The sequence below is a fragment of the Limibacter armeniacum genome, assembly GCF_036880985.1.
In the GTDB taxonomy this organism is placed as follows: Bacteria; Bacteroidota; Bacteroidia; order Cytophagales; family Flammeovirgaceae; genus Limibacter; species Limibacter armeniacum.
Map to the genome: position 1 here is coordinate 3454484 of NZ_JBAJNO010000009.1, position 22284 is coordinate 3476767.

The window sequence follows — 22284 nt, forward strand, 5'->3', positions numbered from 1 at the left end:
TTAAGGAATGTCAATTTATATTTAGGTAATGACATATCTATTGATTTAGATGTATCTAATTGAAACACATTGAGTAGTAGTTATAAATAATCCTTTTTAAACACAATAAGTCTTCATACATTTATCACAAATTAGATTTTTCGGCATAACTTCTGTGACAGAGATTAGACTGTGAAAAATACTATGAAACCTAGTTGATGAAATTCCTAATTCTGCTTTGGCTATGACATATTTTATGAGAGTGAATTTTTGCATCATTACTTTATGGTGCATGGTGAATGCGGTTCATGCACAAGCAAAGAAAGACCCTTGTTTAGATTTTGCTTTAACGATTGACAGTTCACTCTATCACCGTGACCCTACTTTTTTTACACAGAATATAGACTATGATGCTTTTACTAAAAAAGTATTTGCACCATTCAATATTACCCCTGTAGAAGCTTCGTCCTTAAAAGGCGAATTACAGCAGCAGTTAAATATTGGAGACATCGTATTGCAGTCGATAGGAACTGATGGGATTTATGAGTTTGTACGGATATTGGAAAAATCATCAGTACGAAAATCATTATTATTCAGACATGTAGGTGAGGATGGCTGGTTAAACTACCATGAAATTTACCTCAGTCAGATAGGAGACTCTTATAAGATTGAGGATATCTATACCTATGATGCTGGGTTGTGGTTGTCAGAGACGATCTCTTCAGTATTAGTGATGGAGTCTGACCTTCCTCTTAAGAACAGAAATGCAGGGGAAAACCAATTGCTGATCGATAGTGTGTTCATTATGAATCAGCAAGGAGATTTCTCAGAAACCATGAAATACTATAAGCGTTTGCCTTCAGTATATCAAGATAAAGAGGCATTGCTTATTTCTGCTCTTATAGCAGCTTTTGCTGTCAAGGATTCAAGTAAAGATGCCTTAATCAACCGTTATTTGGTAAAGCATCCACAAAGTCCAGGCTTGACACTTGTTTTAGCGGATATCTATACACAGGAACGAAGAACACACAAAGCGCTTAAGCAATATGAGTTTTTGGATGTACTGATTGGCGGGGATATTTACCTTGATTACAAGAAAGCGGAGTTATTAGTGAAAGAGGGGAAAGTCAAGAAAGGGGAGAAGATGTGTGAAGATATCATACAGCGCAAGGAGGAAATGATAGAAGCACGACTTTTACTGATGGACTGCTACTATATTCGAAAAAAGTACAGTGAATTTCTTGTCCAGCTAGAAACATTAGCGAGTAGTATGGAGACAACACCATCAAAAGTATTTGCAGCAGAAGACTACCCTGAGTTTTTTAACTCAGAGCGCTGGGAGAAATATTCAGGTAAATAAACTGAAGAGAAAAAAAGTTTGAATTTTTTCTTGCTGAAAATCAGTTTAATAAAAGAATAGTGCAATTTTATTATGTTAGAGGTATTGCATTTGCTAAAATTCATACTACTTTTGTATCACAATCAGGGACAACAACAACACAAAGTTGACTGAAACTGAGACGCGGATGTGGCGAAATTGGTAGACGCACTAGACTTAGGATCTAGCGCCGCGAGGCATGGGGGTTCGAGTCCCTCCATCCGCACAAGGCCTTCAAGGAATTTCTTGAAGGTCTTTTTTTTTACCTTTTCCTTCAGATGCTTTAACAGTAACAATTAACATATCCTTCCGGTATTGATTACTTTATATACCTACTAACCCTAACTATACAATTACTACAGCTATGAGTAGAATCATCCCTTTAAGTTTAATTGTCGTGCTTTCTTGTTTTATTTCAGAAGTAGCTTTGTCTCAGCAAATGGTGGCACTGGAGGAAAAAGAGATAACCATAAAAGGTAACAGAATGTCAGCATGGGTGACAACTATTGAGTCTGATATCGATCAAGCAAAAGGTGATATCAAGCGTTTTGCAAAGCAGGAGTATGGTATTCGCCTAAAGGAGAAGAAAAGCGTGCTTATTGCAAAAGAAATCAAGATGAAGGGCATTACAGACAAGAAAGGTGATGTATGGGTAAATGTAACACCTGGAGTGATCCCCGGAACAGCAGATGCCGCTTTTGCTTACCAATTAGGGTATGATGTATCACTTAACTCTACCGATTTCCCTGAGGCAATGTCTTCTATGCAACAGGCGGTTAAAGAGTTTATCCGATATCATTATAAAAACTACTACAAAAACCAGATAGAGGAGAAAGAAGACAGGCTAAAACTACTGAATAAAAGGGCGAAAAAAATCGAGAAGGAAATCAAGGAAAATGAGAAGCTCATCAAAAAAAGCAACAAGGTTGTAAAGAAATCAGGCAAAAGAGAAGAGGTTTTTGATGCAGAGCAGACTGTTATTACTTCTGAAGGAAAGCTGAGTTCATTGAAGGTACAACTACAGCATGTAGAAAAAGAAATAATTACAGCAGAAGCTGAGTTATCAACCGCACAAAGACATTTTACTACAATTGATAAAAGAATCGATTGAAGGGCATAAAAAAAGAGACTACCCCTTAAAGCAGTCTCTTTTCCTCATACTTATTGACTATTAGTCTTTGAAGAAGTCTTTAACGTCATTTACTGTTTTCTCGTAAGAGCTTTCAACATCACTCATTACGTTTTCAGTGTTACGCTTTACATCTCCCCAAGTTTCTTCAGTTGAATTGCTCAGGTTTTGCAGCGCTTCATCCACTTTATTTTTTTCTTTGGTTAAAGCTTCTTTTGATTCTTCCAGTTTTGCTTTTGACTCGTCAGAGGCATCAGCCATTTCAGCATCAATTTCTTGGATTTTCTTATCTATATCTGCCTGAATGTCTTTCAGGTCATTAGTCATCTTTTCTTTTGCTGAATTAAAGTCTTCTTTAACATCGTTGTACTCTTCTTCCAAGTCTTGCTGCACACCTCTAGTTTTTTCTTCCATAGTGGTTTGGTTGTTTTGCTTAGAGTTGTCACATGATGTAGCTAAGAAACCAACTGAAGCAATCAGACAAGGAAACAGAAAGGCTTTTTTTAGTGAGTTCATAGTTTTCAGAGTTTTGATTTTACAATTGTGAATGATTGTATTGAATTTAATAGCATAATTGAGAGAACTATGCCAAAAGAAAAATTGCTGGATTAAAGAGTGTTAAAGGGGGATTTGTGTGGAAATAGATAGGTCAGTGTGGAATGTTGACTACATAATATCGGTAGAATATGTGAAAATCTAAGGTGATGAATTCTTAAAAAGACTTAATACAGTGTGTTCAACCCTTCCTGCCCAAAGGGCATACATCTTAGCAGATAAGTGGAGTTGATCCTCAGCGAGGTAAGAAGAATCGTTTTTAGCAAAACGGGATAAGTCGGTAATGTTGATGTATGGGATGTTTTTTTCAGCTGCCAATTCTTTAATTGCTCGATTGAAGACTGTTATTTCTTCAGCAATTCTTTCTGTATTGCCATAGATGGCTTGGGCATAAGGAGTAACACTGTAGTCGGGTATGGAAAGTAACAATACTCTTGAGCTATCATTGGCTACCAAGGTGATAGAGAAGTCAATCAGAAAGCCTAACTCAGCCTTGAATGCCTCCATATTTTGTTGCCTGAACTGATTGTTTACACCAATTAGGATCGAAACAAGTTCATAACCATTTGTAAGATCTGCACTTCCTAAAGCTTCAATCAGCTGTGATGTTGTCCAGCCTGATTGGGCTACATACTGTAACTTGGATACTTGAATATTGTCATCCCTCAACCTTTCAGCCAATAGTGCAGGCCAACGGTTTTTCTCTGTAACGCCTTCACCTATGGTGTAAGAATCGCCCAAAGCAAGGTAGCGTACATTTACTGGCGGATTTTCTCCTAGAATAGATGGTGGTATAACGGAACTGTCGTCATCGTTACAGGAAGCAGAGACCAATAACAGTGTAAAAAGAAGTACATATAGCAGCTTCATAATCGTAGGTTGGCAGCAATGTGATGATATCAACAGGAGGAAAAGATAGTTTCCCCCTGTTGAATAGTAAACCTACAGGCTGTTCAATTTGTTCATCATTTGCTCTGTAGCCTTGATTTCATACTTCTTGTATTGACTGCGAAGTACAAACCAAGCGACACTTGACACTAGAAATATTGCGGAGCCATATAAAGTGGTATGCATAGATACTTTAAGCCCTCCAGCTAGCAGCCCCATAGAGACTCCACCTGCAGCTTCAATTGCTTCAAATGCAGCCCATAAGCCTATCATTTGACCAAGTATTCCGATAAAAAAACATGAACTACCAATAAAGATGATAGCATCCAGTCCTTTGTGTAACTTAAATAACTTATCTGAATTGACCTTTTTGAAAAAGAGTTGATAAGTTTTAAAAGTTGTGATTGCTATATTAATTAAGGCTAGTAAAGAAAGCGTTCCCATAAACTCCATACCGCCCGTGATCAGGAATTCTATAAATTTTGAAATCATGTCTGAAAAGGTTTTTAGTTAAAATAAATTTTGGATTTGGTAATGTCCGGCCAGACAGATTTTATGTTCCAAACTATGGTACCAATGTAGCTAGTTTCTGTACTGGATGCTTGAAAAGTAGACGAACGACATAATTATAGGAGGATTTGACAGGTAACCGATAAATGAATGATTACAGGTTGATGAGCGTAGTGAAATACGCAAAAAAGAGAGGCTAAGAAGTTTTGAATCTGCTATTGGTCGATCAAATCATGTAAAAAGCAGTAGATAAGTGGACCTTTATCTACTGTGGCAGCATTTTTTAAACGAAAGTGTGATCTTTGAATTTATGGAGATTAGTATCAGCGCATATTGGAACCGGTATAACCGTATCATTGCACATATTGTATTTTGGGCAATAGTCCTGCTGTTTTATTTGGGACTGTTTTTTTCAGGTGAAGATCAAGCTGATAAGCTTCGTCAGTTTATTGTCTTTTATCTTCCACTTACTATCGGAACAGCATATTTTACCAATTACCTGCTCATACCTCGCTACCTTTTGCAAGGGCATTACAAAAGATTTCTATTATTTTTTGTCTACACTGTAATCTCAGTTTCTTTTCTTTTTACGATCGTAACACTAGGGCTATTTGTTTATTATAATGCTGATCAGGAACTGAAAACGGATGTATTGCCACAGGAAGTATATAACTTTAAGCTTTTAGGTGTAAGCTTATTGATGGTGGTGTTTGCGGCAATGGCTATAAGGTTACTCAGATACTGGATCAAGAGTGAAAAAAGTAATTTGCTATTAAAGCAACAACAGACAGAAACAGAACTTCAGCTGATCAAGAGTCAGATCCACCCTCACTTTCTATTCAATACATTGAATAACCTGTATGCCCTTACACTCAAAAAGTCGGATGCAGCGCCTGAAGTAGTGATGAAGTTGTCTTCATTGCTGGATTATATGTTGTTTGAGTGTGCCAAACAGCAGCAGGTTTCTTTGGATCAGGAGATAGAGCAGTTAGAGAATTTTATTGCTTTGGAGAAGCTAAGGTATGGAGACAGAGTTGAAGTCCAATTTAATATTGCCGGTATAACAACAGGTAAAAAGATAGCGCCATTGGTGTTGCTGACTTTTCTGGAAAACAGTTTTAAACATGGTGTAGGCAATAAGTTGGATGAGGCATGGGTGCATTTTGATCTAGAGGTGAATAATAGGCAATTGACCATGATGTTGGAAAATAGTAAAAGGTTAGAGCCTGCCAAACACCGAAACGGACTAGGATTACAGAATGTAAAACGCCATCTTTCATTGATATATGCAGATAGGCATCAACTGAAAATAGAAGATAAGGCAGAATCATTTTCGGTAACGTTAAAGATAGACTTTATACCTAGCTGACAAAAACGAACAACAAGTCACTTATGAATTTGAAAACAAAATGCCTTATAGTAGAGGATGAACCTTTGGCAGCAGAAGTAATTGAAAATTACCTTTCCAAACTACCGAATGTAGTATTGTTAGGTGTTTGTACTGATGCCATCAAAGCAAGCGAAAAGCTACATACTGAAGAGGTAGATTTATTGTTTTTGGATATCAACATGCCAGAGGTTTCTGGGATTGATTTTTTAAGAACACTGTTGATAACTGCAGTCAAGCGTCCACAAATTATTATCACGACAGCATACCGTGATTTTGCTGTGGATGCTTTTGAACTTAATGTTTTGGATTACTTGGTAAAACCCATTCCCATTACACGATTTATGCAGGCTATGAACAAGTACTATCAGTCATTGCAGCATGAAATTAGCAATCGAATTGTGGAACAGCAACCTTTACCTTTTATCTATGTCAAAGCGGATAAGAAAACCCAAAAGCTGTTGCTGAAAGACATTGTGTACATCGAGAGTCTCAAGGACTATGTAAAAATACACACCAATAATAAAGTGATTGTGACCAAGCATCAGATCAGTCATTTTGAGGATAATTTACCGGAACAGGACTTTATGCGAATTCATCGGTCTTTTATCATTGCTGTTAACAAGATACAGGCCTTTAATGCAGACCATATTGATATCTTGGATATAGAACTGCCGATCGGTAGAAGCTATCGGGAGAAGGTGGCTCAGCGACTAAGACCAACAAATACCAGATTGACGTAACAAGCCTGATATATTAACCTTTATCTTCAGTCTCTTTTCAGGAATTATTTTGCTAATCACATTATTGACATATTTTTGTTTGTTGTAAATAACATATAAACATTTTTTCAACTAATAATTAGAACTAAACTTTTAAAGCATGCAGGCAGACAAAAGGTACCCCCACTTAGATGCACTCAGAGGATTAGCTCTTTGGGGAATTTTCATTGTGAATATTGTATGGTTTTCATTTCCTTCAGCCCGTTTTGGTGAGCTTTATGGAGGAGGTCCAAACTGGTATAATGATGTCATTAATTTCGTGCGGGTAGAGTTATTTGGTGGTAGAACGGCAACGGTTTTTGCCTTGCTGTTTGGGTTAGGGATGAGTATGCAATGGAATAAATGGCAAAGTAGCTGGCTATTGATAAAGCGAAATCTGGTGTTGGCACTTTTTGGCATTTTACACATCGTATTGTTATTAGGAGGGGATATACTACTTGATTACGCACTGTTTGGATTAGTTGGAGTACTGTTGTTACGCTTCAATAAAAAGGTGTTGTTGGGAATAGCAATACTGTTAGCCTTGTATCCGTCAGCATTAATGGTTTTGCGTCACTTTGAAATTGTAGGAGCAGCAAGTAGCTATAAAGGGATGACACTTACGGTTGAGGAAATGGTACAATTGTTTCAGCAAGGAAACTTTATAGACCAATGTCTTTACCGTATTGAGCAGTACCAACATATTTGGAAAAACCCTTGGGTATTGAGTTTCTATTTTCCACCTGTAGTTGCCTGCTATATAATGGGATTGTACTTAGGTCAAGCCAATTTCTTACAGTCGCTCAGTAATGTAGGACGTTACAATTTGTTATTGGGTATCACTTTGTTTTTGAAGGTAATGCTATCCATCGTGAATCACTTGCCAATAGAGCTGTTTACCTATTTCAAAACCACCATTACATTCAAAGTGTGGATGCAATGGGATCAGTATATTACCACATTATTGTTCGTTTCGCTTGTCGTGGTTACAATAAAGAGTAAAATATGGAAGCCTTTTCAAGTGTTGGGAAAAATGTCACTAACGACTTATATCGGAGAGAGTATTTTATCAAGTATCCTCTTTTACGCTTTTGGTTTTGCCCAATATAACCTGCTAACACCTTTGCAGATACAGCTTTATTGCCTGTTGTTCACTTTGATGCTGCTGACCTTTAATTATTTCTGGGAATTGAAGGTAGGGCAGGGACCATTGGAATGGGTATGGCGTAAGTTAAGCTATGGCAAGCATTTCCAAAAAAGCACACAAAATGTAACTGAAAAGGTTGTTTGAGCAGAAACAATAATACCAAAACAAAAGGGTAGGTGATTTTCAATGTAATTACCTACCCTTTTGAGCTTTTTAAATGAACGTAACCCATAATCTATCCCGAAAATATTTAAATTTACGCGGCTTGGATTTTAGCCTCTGCTTTAAGCATATTTTACCTTTGCAAAAAGGTAAGTTAAATCGAATACACAATTCTAAACTATATATCATAATGCTAAGAACTCATACTTGCGGAGAACTACGCGGTGAGCATATCGGACAGGAAGTTACGCTAAGCGGATGGGTACAGACAATCCGTGATAAAGGTGGACTGATCTGGATTGACGTAAGAGACCGTTACGGCATCACACAGCTGATGTTGGAAGGGGATACAGATGCGTCACTACTTGAAACAGCAAGAGAACTGGGTCGTGAATTTGTGATCAAGGCGACTGGTAAGGTAGTAGAACGTACTTCTAAAAACCCTAACATACCAACAGGTGATGTAGAAGTGAAGCTGACAGCACTTTCAATCCTGAATGGTGCACAAACACCTCCATTTAAGATCGAAGACGAAACAGACGGAGGTGATGACCTTCGTATGAAATACCGTTACTTGGATATCCGTCGTAACCCTGTACGTCAGAAATTGGAACTGAGAGCACAGGTTGCCAGAGAAATCCGTAACTACCTGAGTGACCTTCAATTTGTGGAAGTGGAAACACCGGTGTTGATCAAATCTACACCAGAAGGTGCTCGTGACTTCTTGGTGCCATCACGCATGAACCCAGGACAGTTCTATGCATTGCCACAGTCACCACAAACATTTAAGCAGTTGCTGATGGTGGCGGGTATGGACCGTTACTTCCAAATTGTAAAGTGTTTCCGTGATGAGGACTTGAGAGCAGACCGCCAGCCTGAGTTTACTCAGATTGACTGCGAGATGTCTTTTGTAGAGCGTGAGGATATCCTTCAGACATTTGAAGGATTGACAAAACACCTTTTCAAGACAGTACGTGGTGTTGATTTGCCAGACTTCCCTCGTATGGAGTATGCAGATGCCATGAAATACTATGGTAATGATAAGCCTGATACACGCTTCGAAATGAAGTTTGTAGAGCTGAATGATGTTGCGCAAAACAAAGGCTTTAACGTGTTTGACAGTGCAGAAATCGTATTGGCAATTTGTGCTGAAGGCTGTGTTAGTTACACACGTAAGGAACTTGATGGTCTGACTGATTGGGTAAAACGCCCTCAGATTGGTGCTAAAGGTCTGGTTTACGTTAAATGCAATGAGGATGGTTCATTCAAATCATCTGTTGATAAGTTCTACAGCCAAGAGGACCTGAAAGAATGGGCTGATAAGTGTGGCGCTAAAGCTGGAGACTTGCTGTTGGTACTGTCAGGTGATTTGGATCACACACGCAAAGCGATGAGCGAACTGCGTTTGGAAATGGGTTCTCGTCTTGGCTTGAGAGATAGAAACAAATTCTCACCATTGTGGGTATTGAACTTCCCATTGTTGGAAAAAGACGAAGAAACAGGACACTATCACGCAATGCACCACCCATTCACCTCATGTGTAGCTGAGGACCGTGATAAGTTGGTATCAGCACCAGCTGAAGCAAGAGCCAATGCTTATGATATGGTGATCAATGGTGTAGAAGTAGGCGGTGGTTCTATCCGTATTCACGATAAGGAGGAGCAGTCTCAAATGTTTGATGCACTTGGTTTCTCAAAAGAGGAAGCACAGAAACAGTTTGGCTTCCTGATGGATGCATTCCAATATGGTGCACCTCCTCACGGTGGTGTAGCATTCGGCTTTGACCGTCTGTGTGCGCTGTTTGGTGGCGTAGACTCTATCCGTGACTTTATTGCCTTCCCTAAAAATACATCAGGAAGGGATATGATGATCGATTCTCCTTCAGTGATTGACAATGATCAACTGAAAGACCTTTCCATCAAATTGGATGTGAAAGCATAACAATAGCCCTTCTTAGGGTAGAAATAGAAAGCAGTAGCCATTTCAAATGGTTACTGCTTTTTTTATAAGCGATATAGTATTCCTATGTTTAGCCGATATCTTTGCTATTTTGAACTACTAATCAGATTTATGTCTAGGATATTATTTTTATTTCTGGTGTTATGTGCATTTTTTATTCAACCCACAATCGCACAAAAAAACTTTAAAGATGGGCATATACTTGTCAATGAAACAGATACCCTGTACGGTCAAATTGAAGATGCTAATTATTACAAAAATTCTATTCTTTGTAACTTTAAAGAAAGAGGAACCGATACAGTAGTTAGCTATAAACCTGAAGAGATTTATGGATACCGATTCGAGAAAGGAAAATTTTATATCTCAAAAGTCATTCAGGAAGAAGGAGCTAGAAAAGCTTACTTTTTTGAATATTTGATTGATGGGGAGCTTGACTTCTACTTGTTACAAAATGAAGGAAGAGTAAATCAGTATTATGTAGCTAATGACACTACAGAGCTGCAAAAACTGGTTTATGAGAAGCAAACCGTTACAGTGAATGGTAAGCAATATGAAAAGGTAAGTAAACCTTATACTTACTTGTTAAAAAGCCTGACAGTGGATGTTCCTGAAATGCAGGAAAGCATCAACCAGATGAATAAGCCCGATTACAGGAAAGTCATCAAGTTTGGTACAACTTATCATGGAATTGCTTGTCCAGAACAAGAGTGTTTGGTTTACAGAAAGAAAAATAAACTCTTGTACATTCTTGAAGTGGGAGCAGATACCAGATGGTTTTCTAAAAAGCTGGATGTAGAAGGAGAGAACCCTAGTCCATTTGTAGGGGCAATCATTCATATCAATAATCCTGAATTTAGTGAAAAGTCTTACTTCGGGATTGGTTACTATCAAGAAGTAAGTACAAGTAATCAAGGAGAAGGAGTCCAAAAAAGTAGGTTCAAGATTCCCGTGACTTATGGATATATTCCACCTCAAAAAGGTGTTCATTTTATATTTTCAGGGGGAATCAATTATAATGAAATAGGAGAAGAAATGCCTTTTATATCTATGTCTGTAGCACCAGGCATTAAAGTAGATATGGGAAAACTATACTTGAAAACGTATTTGGAAATGGATGCCTTTCTGGTCTCGTTTGTCCCCAACTCTGATGCTTTAGGCTATTATATAACCAGTATTGGAGCGAGTCTTAATTATAAGCTGAACTAGATAAGAAGAAGCATTTTCGGTCATTATAGAGCAGCAGTCTTGGTTAAACAGGTCTGCTGCTTTTCTTTATTCAACTGTCTAATACCTTATTTTACAGGAGGTTTTTGGATTTTAAACCTAATAAATGTTGATTAGGGAAACCTGTTGTCAAATAATCTCGTCTTAAACGACGCAATTAATCAAACTGTATGAAATTTTTGAACAGAAATAAAGCGGAGAAGAAATACGATAGTTACAAGCGAAAGAAATTGAGTAATGCAGATGTAGCTGTGGCGAAAGAGAAACTGGGCAAGCTTGGAGAACAGAAAGAGAACTTCAGGTTATTGCTTAATATGGTCAAGGACAGTTGGGATGGAAGTTTCAAGCTCGACAAATGGGCAATTGCGATTATTACTGCTGCCATTATCTATGTAGTGGCACCTGTAGATGCAGTTCCAGATTTTGCGCCAATAGTTGGTTGGTTGGATGATATCGGAATTGTATCATTGGCGATAGCACAGCTCGGCAAAGTGGTGGATGACTATAGAGCTTTTAAAAATGTAGCATTCACTGAAACTGAAACCTATGTTGAAAATCAATTTTGAAAGAATTCCTACCCGATTTCTGGTTAAGATTCTAAAGAGGCAAGTTAAAGGGGACAAGGTAAAAGAGCTTAAAGTAGCCTCTATTAAGGGTGATAAGCTTAAACTGAAAGTAAGGTTGTTTTCTCAACACCTTCCCTCATTTGAAGTGCCAATTCGGGCATACTTAGGTTTTAGAGTCGTTCGTTTACAACTACTGGATGGTCATCAGAATTTTATTACTTATATAGTGAGTGCCATAGCACCAAACAAGGTCAAGAAAGTAGATAAAAATACCTATGATATTTCGATTTTCTGACAGGGTCAATCACTTGTATATTTGATTATTTAGCTCCTCTCTTTATGCAAAAAAACATCTTCTTTATAAGCGGACTTGGTACTGATCGACGTACATATAGCAGACTCAAGCTCGATTTTGAGGAGCGTATCGTGTATGTGGATTGGTTGGTGCCGGAGAAAAGGGATACTATGCAATCATATGCACAACGTTTGGTTGAAAAGTATGGGATGAGGGAAAATGCGATTATTGTCGGAACGTCATTTGGCGGTATGTTGGCAAGCGAAATTTCAAAGATTATTAATAATCCATTGAATATACTAATTGCCAGTGCCTCCCATAAGAATGAGTTGATGGCTTGGTTACCTATTGTCACCAAATTAAGGTTAAATAAAGTGGTGCCAAAAGGAATGTTTACCCGCCCTGGAAGATTTACGGAGCGATTGATGGGGGTTCCGAATAATGTGAAGAGTGGATATTTGAGGGAAGGGGTAGAAATGTTTAGGCAGATGATCAAGGATATGCACCCTGATTTTATTTGGTGGGGTATTGATAGTGTGGTAAACTGGAAACACGACGAACGTTTACCCAATATTATTAAGATTCATGGGGATCGGGATAAGCTGATACCGATCTACAATCAGCCTGATGACTATTTGATTAAGGGAGGAAGCCATTTTCTGGTTTGGACAAGGGCCAAAGAGGTATCAGAAATCTTGAACAAGGTAGTACTAGAACAGGCCTGATAAGGTATAAAAACCTTCTACATATCCATTGTAGAAGGTTTTTTTATAATCTTATGTCCCGTCTTAGCATAGCGTTACACCAAAACTGTAACGTCATGGAAGAGAAGCAAGTAAATCAGGTTTATATAAAGCGAACTCAGAAGGATTATACAATGTCCTTCAAGCTTCAAGTGGTCGCTGAATTGGAAGAAGGCAAGCTCTCAGTACAGGGCGCTTGTGACAAATATGGTATTCAAGCCAAATCTACTGTTCGTGACTGGTTGCGAAAATTTGGTAACTTGGACTGGTCCAACAAACACCCCTTAAAAATGTCGAAAACCCCTGAGCAAAGAATATTGGAGCTGGAGCAAAAAGTCAAGCTGCTGGAACGTCAGAAGCAAACCCTAGAGAAGCAGGTAGAACGAGCTGACAAGAAGATCATTCTCTTTGATATGATGCTGGAGATGGCAGAGAAAGAATATAACATCCCGGTGCGAAAAAATATATCCCCCGAGTAATCGAGGGCAGCAACATTGAACACGGTTGGAGCAAGGTTGAATGTTGTGAGTTACTCGGGGTAAACAGGCAGTTTTATTACAGATGTAAGCAGGAGCAAAAGAAGCGGGAAGCCCTAACGGTGAAGGTATTGGAGCTAGTGACGCAGGTACGCATGCGACAGCCTCGCTTGGGTGTGCGCAAACTGTACACCATCTTGGAACAGGAGTTAAGGACTCTTGATGTAGGAAGAGATTGGCTTTTCGATATCCTCAGGGCTAACCATATGCTGATAAAGCCTCGCAGAAGATATCACGTGACCACCAACTCACATCACCGTTTCCGTAAGCACAAGAACCTGACGCAACACTTGGAGGTAAAGCGCCCAGAGCAGCTTTGGGTGGCTGATATCACCTACATAGGCACAAGGCAAAACCCGATGTACCTGGCTTTGGTCACGGATGCTTATTCCAAAAAGGTTGTTGGCTATGATGTATCCAACAGCTTAAATGCACAAGGGGCTATCCGGGCATTGAAAAGGGGACTCCAGCAACGGGAATACCCTGCAGAAGCCTTGATCCATCACTCCGATAGAGGGTTACAATATTGTTGTGATGATTATCAAGAAATGCTGGACGACGCACAGGTAACCTGTAGCATGACTGAGAAGTATGATCCTTATCAAAATGCAGTAGCTGAACGCGTAAATGGCATCCTTAAGCAGGAGTTTATAAGAGGAATCCAAATCAATGATATCCAACTTATGAAGAAAATAATCAAGCAGAGTATAGACATCTACAACACGGAAAGACCCCATTTATCCTGCAGGATGAAAACGCCAGAATACATGCACCTGCAAAGAGAGATAAAGATTAAGACCTATAAAAAAGAAAACCCACCAGCACTTGAGCTAGTGGGATCCATATAAAGTTGTATCATTGTAAATCTGTAACGCTATTTCAGGACGTCACATTAATCTTCAGTAAGCTCATCAATAAAAGGTAGGTTTTCCATCACCTCCAGCCTGACAGCTGTTTTAATATAAGATTCTATTTGTGTAAACTTGGCTGCCGTTTGAGCACCCAAGGCTTTCTTTACTTTTTTGTAATACTTTTTGGAAATTTTATCGCTTACATTGTCAATGGCATATACGTCTTGTATAAACTTATCAGCTTTAGCGTCATCCATCACATTGTAATTCTGAGTATACTCATTTAGTGTTTCAAGTACTCTCCGGCCATTCTCCCTCCGTTCGGCTTCGTATGAGGCATAAATATCCCAAAACACAGAAGCATCAGGTTCGGATAAGTTCATAAATTCCTCAACAATGGCTTTTTTTTCCATCCCATAAAGGGTTTGGATCATTTTAACTTCATCAATCTGAGCAAAAGATTTTAGCTGAAAGCAGCAACAGAAAATAAAGAGAAGTAGGTATTTCATAGTAGATGAGTTGAAGGTTTTTTTGAATATAAGTTTTTGCCAAATTTTAGCATATGATATATCTCATATTCAACTATTTGTGGGTATTAGTCATAGCTGTGACTAATGTCAGTAATAGGCTCTGCAAGCATCATGTTGTTATTTTTGTCAAAGTAAATGATTACCATCTCCTGTAGGTCGACAACCCACTTGGAAACACCTGCCGAAGCTGTATTTTCACAGAATGAATGAAAGTCTGTCAAGCCATCCTTATGTTCCTGTAGTACTTTTTGAAGTAAGTCCAGTGACGGAGACTCGGCCACATCAACTTCCTCATAGATAGGTTCCATTTCCATGACATAGTCATTTTCGCCGTAATAAATATTAGCTCCATCAGTTGTATGGAAATCCCATTTGGTAACACCTAACTTGTTCAATTCTGCAAGAAACATACAGAATTTATCACCTGTCTTTACTCGCATAAAAGCATTATGAATCTGTGATTTGGAAAGCATAATATTGAGTGGTTTTGATGATACTAATATTGGAGAAACAAGTATTCAGCTAAAAAAATTTAAGTAAGAGATAGGTCAATGAGATTAATCAGAAATATAAAAAAAAGAGGGTACTGCATGCAGTACCCTCTTTGTCTTCGTCCTGAGTATTAATATCAGGCGATTGTTTTTGTATTGTCCGTCTTTTGTAATGAGATACTGATGCCTATAAATATACAGGTAGTACCCAATATCTGTACGAGGTGGAAAGTTCCGTTGTGGTCAAAGTCCCAGATAAGGTGAAAAGAAATGGCTTTTGAAGCTTGGATGGCAAAGGCAGTCAGGGTGAGTAAAATACCTGATGCAACCATTGATGCCCCTTTTACTTTTCCGCTAACGGCAAAGACAGAATAGGCAAACAGGGCAAGCAGCATGGCTACCGCAGCATAACCTAAAAAGATAAAGAACATTCCTGAGAAAATAACGGTCAGAATGTAGAAGAAAGCACCAATCCCTAAGATGGATAACACATGTGTTTTGGTGATATGACCATTCGTCAAGTCATAAAATAAACCAATGACAAAGAGGGCAACCGTCAACGCGAGAGAAAGGTAAAAAGGTTGGTTAAGAGCAAACTTGGTAGCATCCGAGAGTACAAACCCGGCACGTACACTTCCTACCAACGCCCCTATTGAAAGTAATAGAAAAGCAGCTGCCCATATAGTGGCTTTACCCTTATCCTTGGCTTTCATCTTATAAATGGAATAGGAGAAGAATAGAGAGAGCAAACCCAATAGCAGGTCTGTGGCAGCAGTAGTTTGAGCTGTAGGCGTTTGAATCAGTTCCATTTTAGTTAGTTTAAGTTTATCGATCTAATAGCGGAGAGCCTTTTTCCTGTGTTAGTGGGCAAGATATAGATTTTTGGGGAGTAACCTTAAAAGAGCCTTGAGATAAAAAAAGCCGACAATTTTAGATTGTCGGCTTAAATGGTAGTGAAGTATATGGACTAGATACCTAGAATTTCAGCATTCACATGATACTTTGTGAATATCTCGATATCGTAAGATTTTGAATTCAGTTCGTCAGTAACTGTAGTTACTTTTAGTTTAAACTCATCTTTCAGGATATACTCACGCAGGTTGATCTTCTCAACCTCCATTTCGATTACATCACTTACGTTTTCTCCAATATTGTCTTTGAAAGCAATCTGTTGCTCTTCAAGTCCTTCAGCGCTGATAGTAACAGCCAGACTTTCAAGGAAGCTGAAGTCTTCTCCCTCAGGAGACTTGATAGTCAAGGTCATTGATTTCAAGTAGATCTCTTCTACCAAATCTTTTTTAGTGTTGTTGATAGACATTTGTGACTCACTGTCTGATTTGATTTCAGGCGTGAAAATCTCAAATGGACTTGCTATTGGAACAGTAGCAGGTATCGTCACATTTGAAGTATATTTTAATTCAAATTGAGTCAACTTATCTAAAGTGTCGCAGCTTGAAAGTAAGGTGCAGGTAGCTAACAAAAAGTAGACATAAAGTGTAGTGATTCTTGTCATAATGAAATTGATATAATTAACAAGTGTTTAATAGATACGGGATTCAATTAACAATAATCGAGCCCGAATAAGTACAATGTTAACGAACAAAGGGGAGATATCTGATTCAGAACGATGGATTTATCATCTAACATAGTTTCAAAAGAAGATGGATTTTTAGATGATTTATAACATTGAAATTGTGATATGGGATTGATAATTTCTGATAGCATCGGTGTTGAACCGCCAGTTGCCAAAACGTTTGTGAAACCAGTAAAGGCAGAAAGATGGAAAAAAACGGTGTTAATGTAGATCAGTTGATTGGAACAATCGAAGCGGTAAAAGGTGATCCTGAAGTGGCTAAATTTCAATTCAGGTCTAAAACAAAGTGGGTGGAAGGAGGACACTGTAAAACAGAATTCAGAAACTTTTATGGTGCCAAAACAGAAGACAGTACAAGGACAGAAACAATTGTGGTGGAAGGTGACGAACCCGGCATACTGCTAGGTAAAAACAGAGGGGCAAATGCAGTGGAAGCAATCTTGCATGCTTTGGCTTCTTGCTTGACTGTTGGTTTTGTCTATAATGCTGCAGCAAGTGGCATTGCAATCGAATCGTTGGAATTTGAATTGGAAGGAGATATAGACCTGCATGCCTTTCTGGGACTATCTGAACAAAAGAGACCAGGCTATGACAATATCCGTGTAAAATATAAAGTAAAGGCAGATGCACCTCAGGAAAAGTTGGATGAACTGTTCGAGTATGTCAAGAAAACTTCACCTGTTTTGGATATGCTAGAGAACCCTGTTAAGGTATCTTGGGAAGCTGCTTAGCTCGCTTTTGGGCTTCCATAAAGGAAGCCCAGTTTAACCTCAAGCTCTATCACTAAGTACTTTTTTGCACTTCAGAATCACTTTTTGGTTTTTGATGTCAGTAGTGGCAAATAAGTAAATTTCTCCGCCGTCCTGAATACCCGTTTTTTTTCTGATTTGCGCTACAGTCAGCGGGAAGTTTCTGACCGTAATATTGGCTTGTTTCATATTCAGGTGTTTCTTGATTTCCTTTTTGCCAAAACCAAAAGCTTGCTCACATTCAAATACTCTTCCTGAAAAATCCTCCACGAGCTTATCAGAAGTGTACAGGTGACTGTTGGGGTGCAACTTCTCTAAGTCATAAGCAACGCCAATACTTTTGTATCCACCACCTTTCAGAATGGCAGTACTGGGTTCATAAAGGTACTTTTTGCTTGTTTCAGCATAGTTGGAAGCCAAGTATTCCTCTTCATTAAGGATATAGGAAAAGGTTTGGGCTGAGCCGTCTTTCAACAGGTTGGTACTACAGATCTCAACAGGTTGCTTGTCTCCGTTAGCTAAAATAAAGATAATCTCCTTGCACTCATTCTGAACAGAAACAACATGGACTTTTTGGGTGTTAGGCATTTGCTGTATAGCCTGTTTGATATCCAGCATGGGAGAGAGCTTCAGCATTACCTGATCCGCTTTCGATAACAAGGTATCCATCATCTCCAATACATTGGGTTCGCAATCCTGAATACGTACCACTTTTTCATTGCGGTCTCCTCTACGGGCAGGGTCAAGGTAAATGAAGGAGAGCTTCTCATCCAATTGTTTTACAAACTGCAAACCATCTTCACAACGTACTTCTACATTGTCTTTCTGTAATACTTTAAAGTTATGGGCGGCAATTTTGGTCAGAGCCTCTTGCTGCTCGATATAATAAAAGTCTTTGAACCTGTCAGCAAAATATACAGCGTCTACACCAAAACCACCTGTTAGGTCTGCACCTGTTTCACCTTCTACCAGTGAGGCCTTGAACATACCAGTAAGTGTAGAAGAGCACTGCTCCATAGATAGTTTAACTGGATAGAGTATTTGGTCATTATGGTACCATTCAGGCAATTTATCTTTAGCTTTTTGCTTACCTGTTAGCTGAATGACCACTTCGGTCATTGGAATTTCAGGAAAGCGGTTGGCCTGCAACATTAGTTGCGACGGGTCATCATTCAAGTGATCATTGATAAATGCGATGACATCCGGATGAAGGCATTTAAAAAACTCCATTGTTGAACTATTGCGGGATTAATATTTTGAATAGCTACCCTGTTATAGTGTAACTGTATAAACCTATTGAGTTGGTGAATCTCCTTTAAGCTGAGGGCAAAGATACGTTTCTTGCCGTAATGAAAAGAATGTAGCCAGACATTCGTGTTGATCAAGAGCAGGAATCCTTTTCTTAAGAGTAGGTGTTCTGTGATAAAATTAGACGCACATTATGCAAGATACTTATCCAATAACCCCCGCCTCTGTTACCAAAAGGTTTATAGCCTTTGTTTTAGATTATTTATTGATCTCGGCTGTTATGCTCATTATAGCATTGATATGGAAAGGAAAGGCACTGTTGGCTGGAGATATTTATGGAGACGAGCAGTTTGCCCTTTCTGCTCTGTCAGCACTTGGGGCAGTATTGTTTATGTGCAAAGACCTTTACAGAGGGGTCAGTCCAGGTAGGTGGATTGCAGGAATTGAAGTGCGTGACAATAGAGATATTCGTAAGGTCCCATCCATTGGGCACCTCTTTCTAAGAAACCTTTTTCTTGCAGTATGGCCTGTTGAAATGTTGGTACTTTTGACTAGTAAGGGTAACGCAAGGTTAGGAGACCGACTTGCTAAAACAGAAGTGATTGATAATCCATTTAGGGAAAAAAGAAAGAAAAGGGTAATGGTATTACTCGTATTGACAGTTGTAATCTATACTGTTATTAGTTTTCTGATTATGAATAGTTACTAATGGATGTGAAACAGGAAGGTATTATGGCGTAGTAGATTGTTGCTTGGCTTTTTCTTTGTTACTCTTTTGGTTATCAGTAGGCTAAATAGTTGGTCTGCTTTCTAAATTACCCAATTAGTTTAACCCAATTAACCCTAAAAAATGAGTGATAAAAAGTTACAGGAGCAAATCCTGAAGCGTTTAGACAAGATTGAAAAAGAATTGTCAAGCAATGGTGCTGACAATAAACGCCAATCGAAAAAAGCGGTCAAGAAAAAGATCGATATCAAATGTTCCTTGCCAGTAGTACCAGAAAGAGTGTTTGGCCCTGAAGTTTCTCGGGAAAGAGCGGAACTCTTGCGTGTCATTTCGAAGAAGTGGGTCAATGGAACCATCCTGCATTATTACTTTTTTACGGATGGAGAAATGGGTGGTGGTGAGGATCAAAAGAATATCGTAAGGCAGGCTTTTAAGGTGTGGAAGGATTTGGGGATAGGCTTGGAGTTTCGAGAAGTAAATACCCGTGATGAGGCAGAACTTCGTATCGGGTTTCTTCAGAATGATGGCGCCTGGTCATACGTTGGACGGGATAATCTTAATATCGGTCAAAATGAAAGAACCATGAACTTTGGTTGGGACCTTACCGCTGACGGAGAGATTGATACCGCTTTGCATGAGATCGGGCATGCGATGGGATTTCCGCACGAACATCAGAATGCAAATGCAGGAATTGTGTGGAATGAGGAAGCCGTTTATAGGCAGTTGGCTGGCCCGCCCAATTTTTGGTCAAGAGACAAAACGTATTGGAATATTATTAGAAAACTTCCCCCTGAAACAGTGGAAGGCTCTGTATGGGACAAGGATTCCATTATGCATTACCCGTTTCAGTCAGGGATGATATTGGAGCCATCCGAATACCAGAATACCCCATTGATACCTGAGGACGGCTTGTCTGAAAAAGATATTGAAAGGGTTCGATTTTTCTATCCCCCACTGGAACCAAGCTTTCCGGAGCTAAAGCCTTGGGAGTCACAAAAACTATCCATTAATGTAGGAGAGCAGAAAAACTTTGTCGTGACACCAGATGCCAGCCGCCGGTATAACTTTCAGACATTTGGAGGGTCGGATACAGTTATGGTCTTGTTTGAGGAGGTGAATGGTGAGTTGAAATACCTGATTGGAGACGATGATAGCGGCACTGACCTAAATGCAAATTTCAATGTAAAACTGTTCAAGGACAGGAAGTATGTATTAAGGATTAGGTTGTATTACAACTTCTCGTCGGGAGATACCGCAGTGATGATGTGGTAGTCCTTGTTAGTGTAAACCTAGATGAGGCACTGTCTTGATTTACAGCAAATCAAGGCAGTGCCTTATTTTTTTAAGTGATGTTTTGGTGTTTATAAGTACCGCTCAAAAGAGATGGCCTAGATTATATTTTTTTCTGGTTAAGCAGCCATCCGAGATTCTTGCCGTCTTTCTAATGACAAACTGTTTCTCAACCTATTTAAAGCAAATACCATGAAGTACTGGATAGCTACTTTTATGCTGACGATCTCTATGAACCTATTTTCCCAATCACTTTCAGACAAGATTGACCAATACATTTCTTCCTATACCCAAACCAATGACTTCAGTGGCAATGTGCTGATTGTACAGAAAGACAGTGTCGTTTTTGCTAAAAGTTATGGGGACGCCAATGTAGCCTTTCAAGTACAAAACCAAGAGATGACACGCTTTAAGATTGGTTCTATTTCCAAACAGTTTACGGCTGCTGCCATAATGAAACTGGAAGAAGCAGGAAAGCTTCAAATCACAGACACATTGTCAAAATATTTTCCACAATACCCCAATGCAAAACAGGTTACGATTCATCAGTTACTTACACATACTTCAGGTGTTGTGGATATCTTCGCATTACCGGACTTCTCTCAACTTTCATGTAGTAATACCTCACTGAGTGAATTAGCAGGTCTGTTACTTAGTCATCAATTAGAATCGACCAACCAATATCAGTACTCAAATGGAGGCTATGCCGTTTTGGCACAGCTGATAGAGCAGGTAAGTGGTAAAGACTATGGTGACTACCTGAAAGCAACCATTTTTGATACACTAGAAATGAATGCCACAGGGCATGATCAGCAAGGTGTAATAGTGGAAAACCTTGCAGTGGGATACAATCCGAAAGGATATGATGGCTTGGAGTTGGCAAAGCAGGTAGATTCAGAACTGATGAAAGGTTCCGGTTCATTGTACAGTACGACTCAGGACCTATTGAAATGGATCAACGCACTTCAGAAAGGGACATTTTTTAGCCAAGCGCAAACGGATACGTTTTTCAAGGATGATGGAAATGGCTATGGTTACGGCATTTCGGTTTACAAGTCTTTTGGCAGGGACGTGTTTGGTCATGATGGTAGGATTAATGGCTATATAGCCGACTACTTGCATTACAAAGACGATGATATTAGTGTAATCATATTGGGCAATATCCAGACTGGAGTAGCCGACTTCCTGAGGAGAGACTTGGCAGCGATTCTTTTTGATAAGGAGTATCATTCTAGGGCCAAAACTTTTGCAGGAGCAGACCAGTATCCTCCTAATGCAGAAGACCTACTTGGTGGGTATGCTTTCGGACCAAACTTTACAGTATATGTAGAATATGTTGGTGGTTTGATCAAAGCTAGAGCCAACGAAGGAGGATATTCAGAGTTGGTGCCCTTGCAGGATGGGAGGTTTTTTAGCCGAACACTTTATGCGTTTATTGATTTTGTGGCAGATGATAACGGGAGGGTGGAAAAAATGATTTGGACCAATAATGATGGGAATGTTTTTGAGGGAATAAAGAAATAAATAAAAGGATGCAGCCTTCACATGAGTGAAGGCATTTTTTATATCAAAGCTTAATAAGCA

At 39.1% G+C, this 22284-nt stretch carries 24 protein-coding genes and 1 tRNA gene; 17 read left to right on the forward strand and 8 right to left on the reverse strand.

What is annotated here, in order from left to right; translation table 11 throughout:
* Positions 1 to 235: 235 nt before the first annotated feature.
* From V6R21_RS32065 to V6R21_RS32075, 3 genes are all read left to right on the forward strand, one after another.
* Entirely contained in the window at positions 236 to 1339 is a 1104-nt protein-coding gene (locus tag V6R21_RS32065; protein WP_334247558.1) for a tetratricopeptide repeat protein, read from the forward strand.
* A 162-nt stretch (positions 1340 to 1501) separates the two neighbouring features.
* Positions 1502 to 1583, forward strand: a tRNA-Leu gene (locus V6R21_RS32070).
* 138 nt (positions 1584 to 1721) lie between these two features.
* On the forward strand, positions 1722 to 2468 hold the full coding sequence (locus V6R21_RS32075) for a hypothetical protein (RefSeq protein ID WP_334247559.1): 747 nt from the start codon (positions 1722 to 1724) through the stop codon (positions 2466 to 2468).
* 60 nt (positions 2469 to 2528) lie between these two features.
* On the opposite strand, the gene V6R21_RS32080 is transcribed toward V6R21_RS32075, so the two are convergent.
* The 3 genes from V6R21_RS32080 to V6R21_RS32090 form a co-directional block, all read right to left on the reverse strand.
* Positions 2529 to 3002, reverse strand: a complete 474-nt coding sequence (locus V6R21_RS32080; protein WP_334247560.1) for a sll1863 family stress response protein — start codon at positions 3000 to 3002, stop codon at positions 2529 to 2531.
* A gap of 180 nt (positions 3003 to 3182) precedes the next feature.
* The gene (locus tag V6R21_RS32085) at positions 3183 to 3911 is read right to left on the reverse strand and encodes an SGNH/GDSL hydrolase family protein (protein ID WP_334247561.1); all 729 of its coding nucleotides are present in this window, start codon (positions 3909 to 3911) and stop codon (positions 3183 to 3185) included.
* Between the two features lie 72 nt (positions 3912 to 3983).
* Positions 3984 to 4421: a MotA/TolQ/ExbB proton channel family protein gene (locus V6R21_RS32090; RefSeq protein WP_334247562.1), complete on the reverse strand. Its 438-nt coding sequence runs from the start codon at positions 4419 to 4421 to the stop codon at positions 3984 to 3986.
* A gap of 328 nt (positions 4422 to 4749) precedes the next feature.
* On the opposite strand from V6R21_RS32090, the gene V6R21_RS32095 reads away from it, so the two are divergent.
* The 10 genes from V6R21_RS32095 (at position 4750) to V6R21_RS32140 (ending at position 14068) form a co-directional block, all read left to right on the forward strand.
* A complete protein-coding gene (locus tag V6R21_RS32095; protein ID WP_334247563.1) occupies positions 4750 to 5808 on the forward strand; it encodes a sensor histidine kinase in 1059 nt (352 codons plus the stop codon).
* A gap of 23 nt (positions 5809 to 5831) precedes the next feature.
* Positions 5832 to 6569 (forward strand): LytR/AlgR family response regulator transcription factor, encoded by a 738-nt coding sequence (locus V6R21_RS32100; RefSeq protein ID WP_334247564.1) that lies wholly within the window; start codon positions 5832 to 5834, stop codon positions 6567 to 6569.
* Between the two features lie 139 nt (positions 6570 to 6708).
* Complete coding sequence (locus V6R21_RS32105) at positions 6709 to 7878, forward strand: DUF418 domain-containing protein (RefSeq protein ID WP_334247565.1); 1170 nt, start codon at positions 6709 to 6711, stop codon at positions 7876 to 7878.
* 208 nt (positions 7879 to 8086) lie between these two features.
* Entirely contained in the window at positions 8087 to 9838 is a 1752-nt protein-coding gene (aspS, locus tag V6R21_RS32110) for an aspartate--tRNA ligase (protein WP_334247566.1), read from the forward strand.
* A gap of 129 nt (positions 9839 to 9967) precedes the next feature.
* Complete coding sequence (locus V6R21_RS32115) at positions 9968 to 11062, forward strand: hypothetical protein (RefSeq protein WP_334247567.1); 1095 nt, start codon at positions 9968 to 9970, stop codon at positions 11060 to 11062.
* Positions 11063 to 11259: 197 nt separating this feature from the next.
* Complete coding sequence (locus V6R21_RS32120; protein WP_334247568.1) at positions 11260 to 11646, forward strand: YkvA family protein; 387 nt, start codon at positions 11260 to 11262, stop codon at positions 11644 to 11646.
* The gene (locus tag V6R21_RS32125) at positions 11627 to 11941 is read left to right on the forward strand and encodes a hypothetical protein (protein WP_334247569.1); all 315 of its coding nucleotides are present in this window, start codon (positions 11627 to 11629) and stop codon (positions 11939 to 11941) included. Before V6R21_RS32120 ends, V6R21_RS32125 begins: the two co-directional genes overlap by 20 nt.
* A 44-nt stretch (positions 11942 to 11985) precedes the next feature.
* The gene (locus V6R21_RS32130) at positions 11986 to 12666 is read left to right on the forward strand and encodes an alpha/beta fold hydrolase (RefSeq protein WP_334247570.1); all 681 of its coding nucleotides are present in this window, start codon (positions 11986 to 11988) and stop codon (positions 12664 to 12666) included.
* Positions 12667 to 12761: 95 nt separating this feature from the next.
* Positions 12762 to 13163, forward strand: coding sequence for a transposase (locus tag V6R21_RS32135; RefSeq protein WP_334245294.1), 402 nt, complete (start codon positions 12762 to 12764; stop codon positions 13161 to 13163).
* A 14-nt stretch (positions 13164 to 13177) separates the two neighbouring features.
* Positions 13178 to 14068: an IS3 family transposase gene (locus tag V6R21_RS32140; protein ID WP_334247622.1), complete on the forward strand. Its 891-nt coding sequence runs from the start codon at positions 13178 to 13180 to the stop codon at positions 14066 to 14068.
* Positions 14069 to 14112: 44 nt separating this feature from the next.
* Here V6R21_RS32140 and V6R21_RS32145 read toward each other — a convergent pair whose 3' ends face one another.
* The 4 genes from V6R21_RS32145 to V6R21_RS32160 form a co-directional block, all read right to left on the reverse strand.
* The gene (locus tag V6R21_RS32145; RefSeq protein ID WP_334247571.1) at positions 14113 to 14580 is read right to left on the reverse strand and encodes a hypothetical protein; all 468 of its coding nucleotides are present in this window, start codon (positions 14578 to 14580) and stop codon (positions 14113 to 14115) included.
* 86 nt (positions 14581 to 14666) lie between these two features.
* Complete coding sequence (locus tag V6R21_RS32150; protein ID WP_334247572.1) at positions 14667 to 15074, reverse strand: DUF1398 domain-containing protein; 408 nt, start codon at positions 15072 to 15074, stop codon at positions 14667 to 14669.
* 155 nt (positions 15075 to 15229) lie between these two features.
* Positions 15230 to 15901, reverse strand: a complete 672-nt coding sequence (locus V6R21_RS32155) for a DUF6962 family protein (RefSeq protein WP_334247573.1) — start codon at positions 15899 to 15901, stop codon at positions 15230 to 15232.
* Positions 15902 to 16059: 158 nt separating this feature from the next.
* Positions 16060 to 16605, reverse strand: coding sequence for a hypothetical protein (locus V6R21_RS32160; RefSeq protein WP_334247574.1), 546 nt, complete (start codon positions 16603 to 16605; stop codon positions 16060 to 16062).
* A 266-nt stretch (positions 16606 to 16871) separates the two neighbouring features.
* Between V6R21_RS32160 and V6R21_RS32165 the strand changes: the two genes are divergently transcribed.
* Positions 16872 to 17417: an OsmC family protein gene (locus V6R21_RS32165; RefSeq protein ID WP_334247575.1), complete on the forward strand. Its 546-nt coding sequence runs from the start codon at positions 16872 to 16874 to the stop codon at positions 17415 to 17417.
* A gap of 39 nt (positions 17418 to 17456) precedes the next feature.
* On the opposite strand, the gene V6R21_RS32170 is transcribed toward V6R21_RS32165, so the two are convergent.
* A complete protein-coding gene (locus V6R21_RS32170; protein ID WP_334247576.1) occupies positions 17457 to 18665 on the reverse strand; it encodes a class I SAM-dependent methyltransferase in 1209 nt (402 codons plus the stop codon).
* Positions 18666 to 18876: 211 nt separating this feature from the next.
* On the opposite strand from V6R21_RS32170, the gene V6R21_RS32175 reads away from it, so the two are divergent.
* The 3 genes from V6R21_RS32175 (at position 18877) to V6R21_RS32185 (ending at position 22224) form a co-directional block, all read left to right on the forward strand.
* A complete protein-coding gene (locus V6R21_RS32175) occupies positions 18877 to 19392 on the forward strand; it encodes an RDD family protein (protein ID WP_334247577.1) in 516 nt (171 codons plus the stop codon).
* 141 nt (positions 19393 to 19533) lie between these two features.
* Positions 19534 to 20682: a M12 family metallopeptidase gene (locus tag V6R21_RS32180; RefSeq protein ID WP_334247578.1), complete on the forward strand. Its 1149-nt coding sequence runs from the start codon at positions 19534 to 19536 to the stop codon at positions 20680 to 20682.
* Between the two features lie 210 nt (positions 20683 to 20892).
* Positions 20893 to 22224 carry a serine hydrolase domain-containing protein gene (locus V6R21_RS32185; RefSeq protein WP_334247579.1) on the forward strand — a complete coding sequence of 444 codons (1332 nt, stop codon included), beginning with the start codon at positions 20893 to 20895 and terminating at the stop codon, positions 22222 to 22224.
* Positions 22225 to 22284 lie beyond the last annotated feature (60 nt).

Bases quoted from the DNA above. Each gene is read 5' to 3' on its own strand.
- V6R21_RS32150 (WP_334247572.1), bottom strand. From the start codon at position 15,074: ATGCTTTCCAAATCACAGATTCATAATGCTTTTATGCGAGTAAAGACA.
- V6R21_RS32100 (WP_334247564.1), top strand. From the start codon at position 5,832: ATGAATTTGAAAACAAAATGCCTTATAGTAGAGGATGAACCTTTGGCA.
- V6R21_RS32115 (WP_334247567.1), top strand. From the start codon at position 9,968: ATGTCTAGGATATTATTTTTATTTCTGGTGTTATGTGCATTTTTTATT.
- V6R21_RS32145 (WP_334247571.1), bottom strand. From the start codon at position 14,580: ATGAAATACCTACTTCTCTTTATTTTCTGTTGCTGCTTTCAGCTAAAA.
- V6R21_RS32075 (WP_334247559.1), top strand. From the start codon at position 1,722: ATGAGTAGAATCATCCCTTTAAGTTTAATTGTCGTGCTTTCTTGTTTT.
- V6R21_RS32175 (WP_334247577.1), top strand. From the start codon at position 18,877: ATGCAAGATACTTATCCAATAACCCCCGCCTCTGTTACCAAAAGGTTT.
- V6R21_RS32130 (WP_334247570.1), top strand. From the start codon at position 11,986: ATGCAAAAAAACATCTTCTTTATAAGCGGACTTGGTACTGATCGACGT.
- V6R21_RS32085 (WP_334247561.1), bottom strand. From the start codon at position 3,911: ATGAAGCTGCTATATGTACTTCTTTTTACACTGTTATTGGTCTCTGCT.
- V6R21_RS32135 (WP_334245294.1), top strand. From the start codon at position 12,762: ATGGAAGAGAAGCAAGTAAATCAGGTTTATATAAAGCGAACTCAGAAG.
- V6R21_RS32160 (WP_334247574.1), bottom strand. From the start codon at position 16,605: ATGACAAGAATCACTACACTTTATGTCTACTTTTTGTTAGCTACCTGC.
- V6R21_RS32165 (WP_334247575.1), top strand. From the start codon at position 16,872: ATGGAAAAAAACGGTGTTAATGTAGATCAGTTGATTGGAACAATCGAA.
- V6R21_RS32125 (WP_334247569.1), top strand. From the start codon at position 11,627: ATGTTGAAAATCAATTTTGAAAGAATTCCTACCCGATTTCTGGTTAAG.
- V6R21_RS32185 (WP_334247579.1), top strand. From the start codon at position 20,893: ATGAAGTACTGGATAGCTACTTTTATGCTGACGATCTCTATGAACCTA.
- V6R21_RS32170 (WP_334247576.1), bottom strand. From the start codon at position 18,665: ATGGAGTTTTTTAAATGCCTTCATCCGGATGTCATCGCATTTATCAAT.
- V6R21_RS32080 (WP_334247560.1), bottom strand. From the start codon at position 3,002: ATGAACTCACTAAAAAAAGCCTTTCTGTTTCCTTGTCTGATTGCTTCA.
- aspS (WP_334247566.1), top strand. From the start codon at position 8,087: ATGCTAAGAACTCATACTTGCGGAGAACTACGCGGTGAGCATATCGGA.
- V6R21_RS32155 (WP_334247573.1), bottom strand. From the start codon at position 15,901: ATGGAACTGATTCAAACGCCTACAGCTCAAACTACTGCTGCCACAGAC.
- V6R21_RS32105 (WP_334247565.1), top strand. From the start codon at position 6,709: ATGCAGGCAGACAAAAGGTACCCCCACTTAGATGCACTCAGAGGATTA.
- V6R21_RS32065 (WP_334247558.1), top strand. From the start codon at position 236: ATGAGAGTGAATTTTTGCATCATTACTTTATGGTGCATGGTGAATGCG.
- V6R21_RS32090 (WP_334247562.1), bottom strand. From the start codon at position 4,421: ATGATTTCAAAATTTATAGAATTCCTGATCACGGGCGGTATGGAGTTT.
- V6R21_RS32095 (WP_334247563.1), top strand. From the start codon at position 4,750: ATGGAGATTAGTATCAGCGCATATTGGAACCGGTATAACCGTATCATT.
- V6R21_RS32180 (WP_334247578.1), top strand. From the start codon at position 19,534: ATGAGTGATAAAAAGTTACAGGAGCAAATCCTGAAGCGTTTAGACAAG.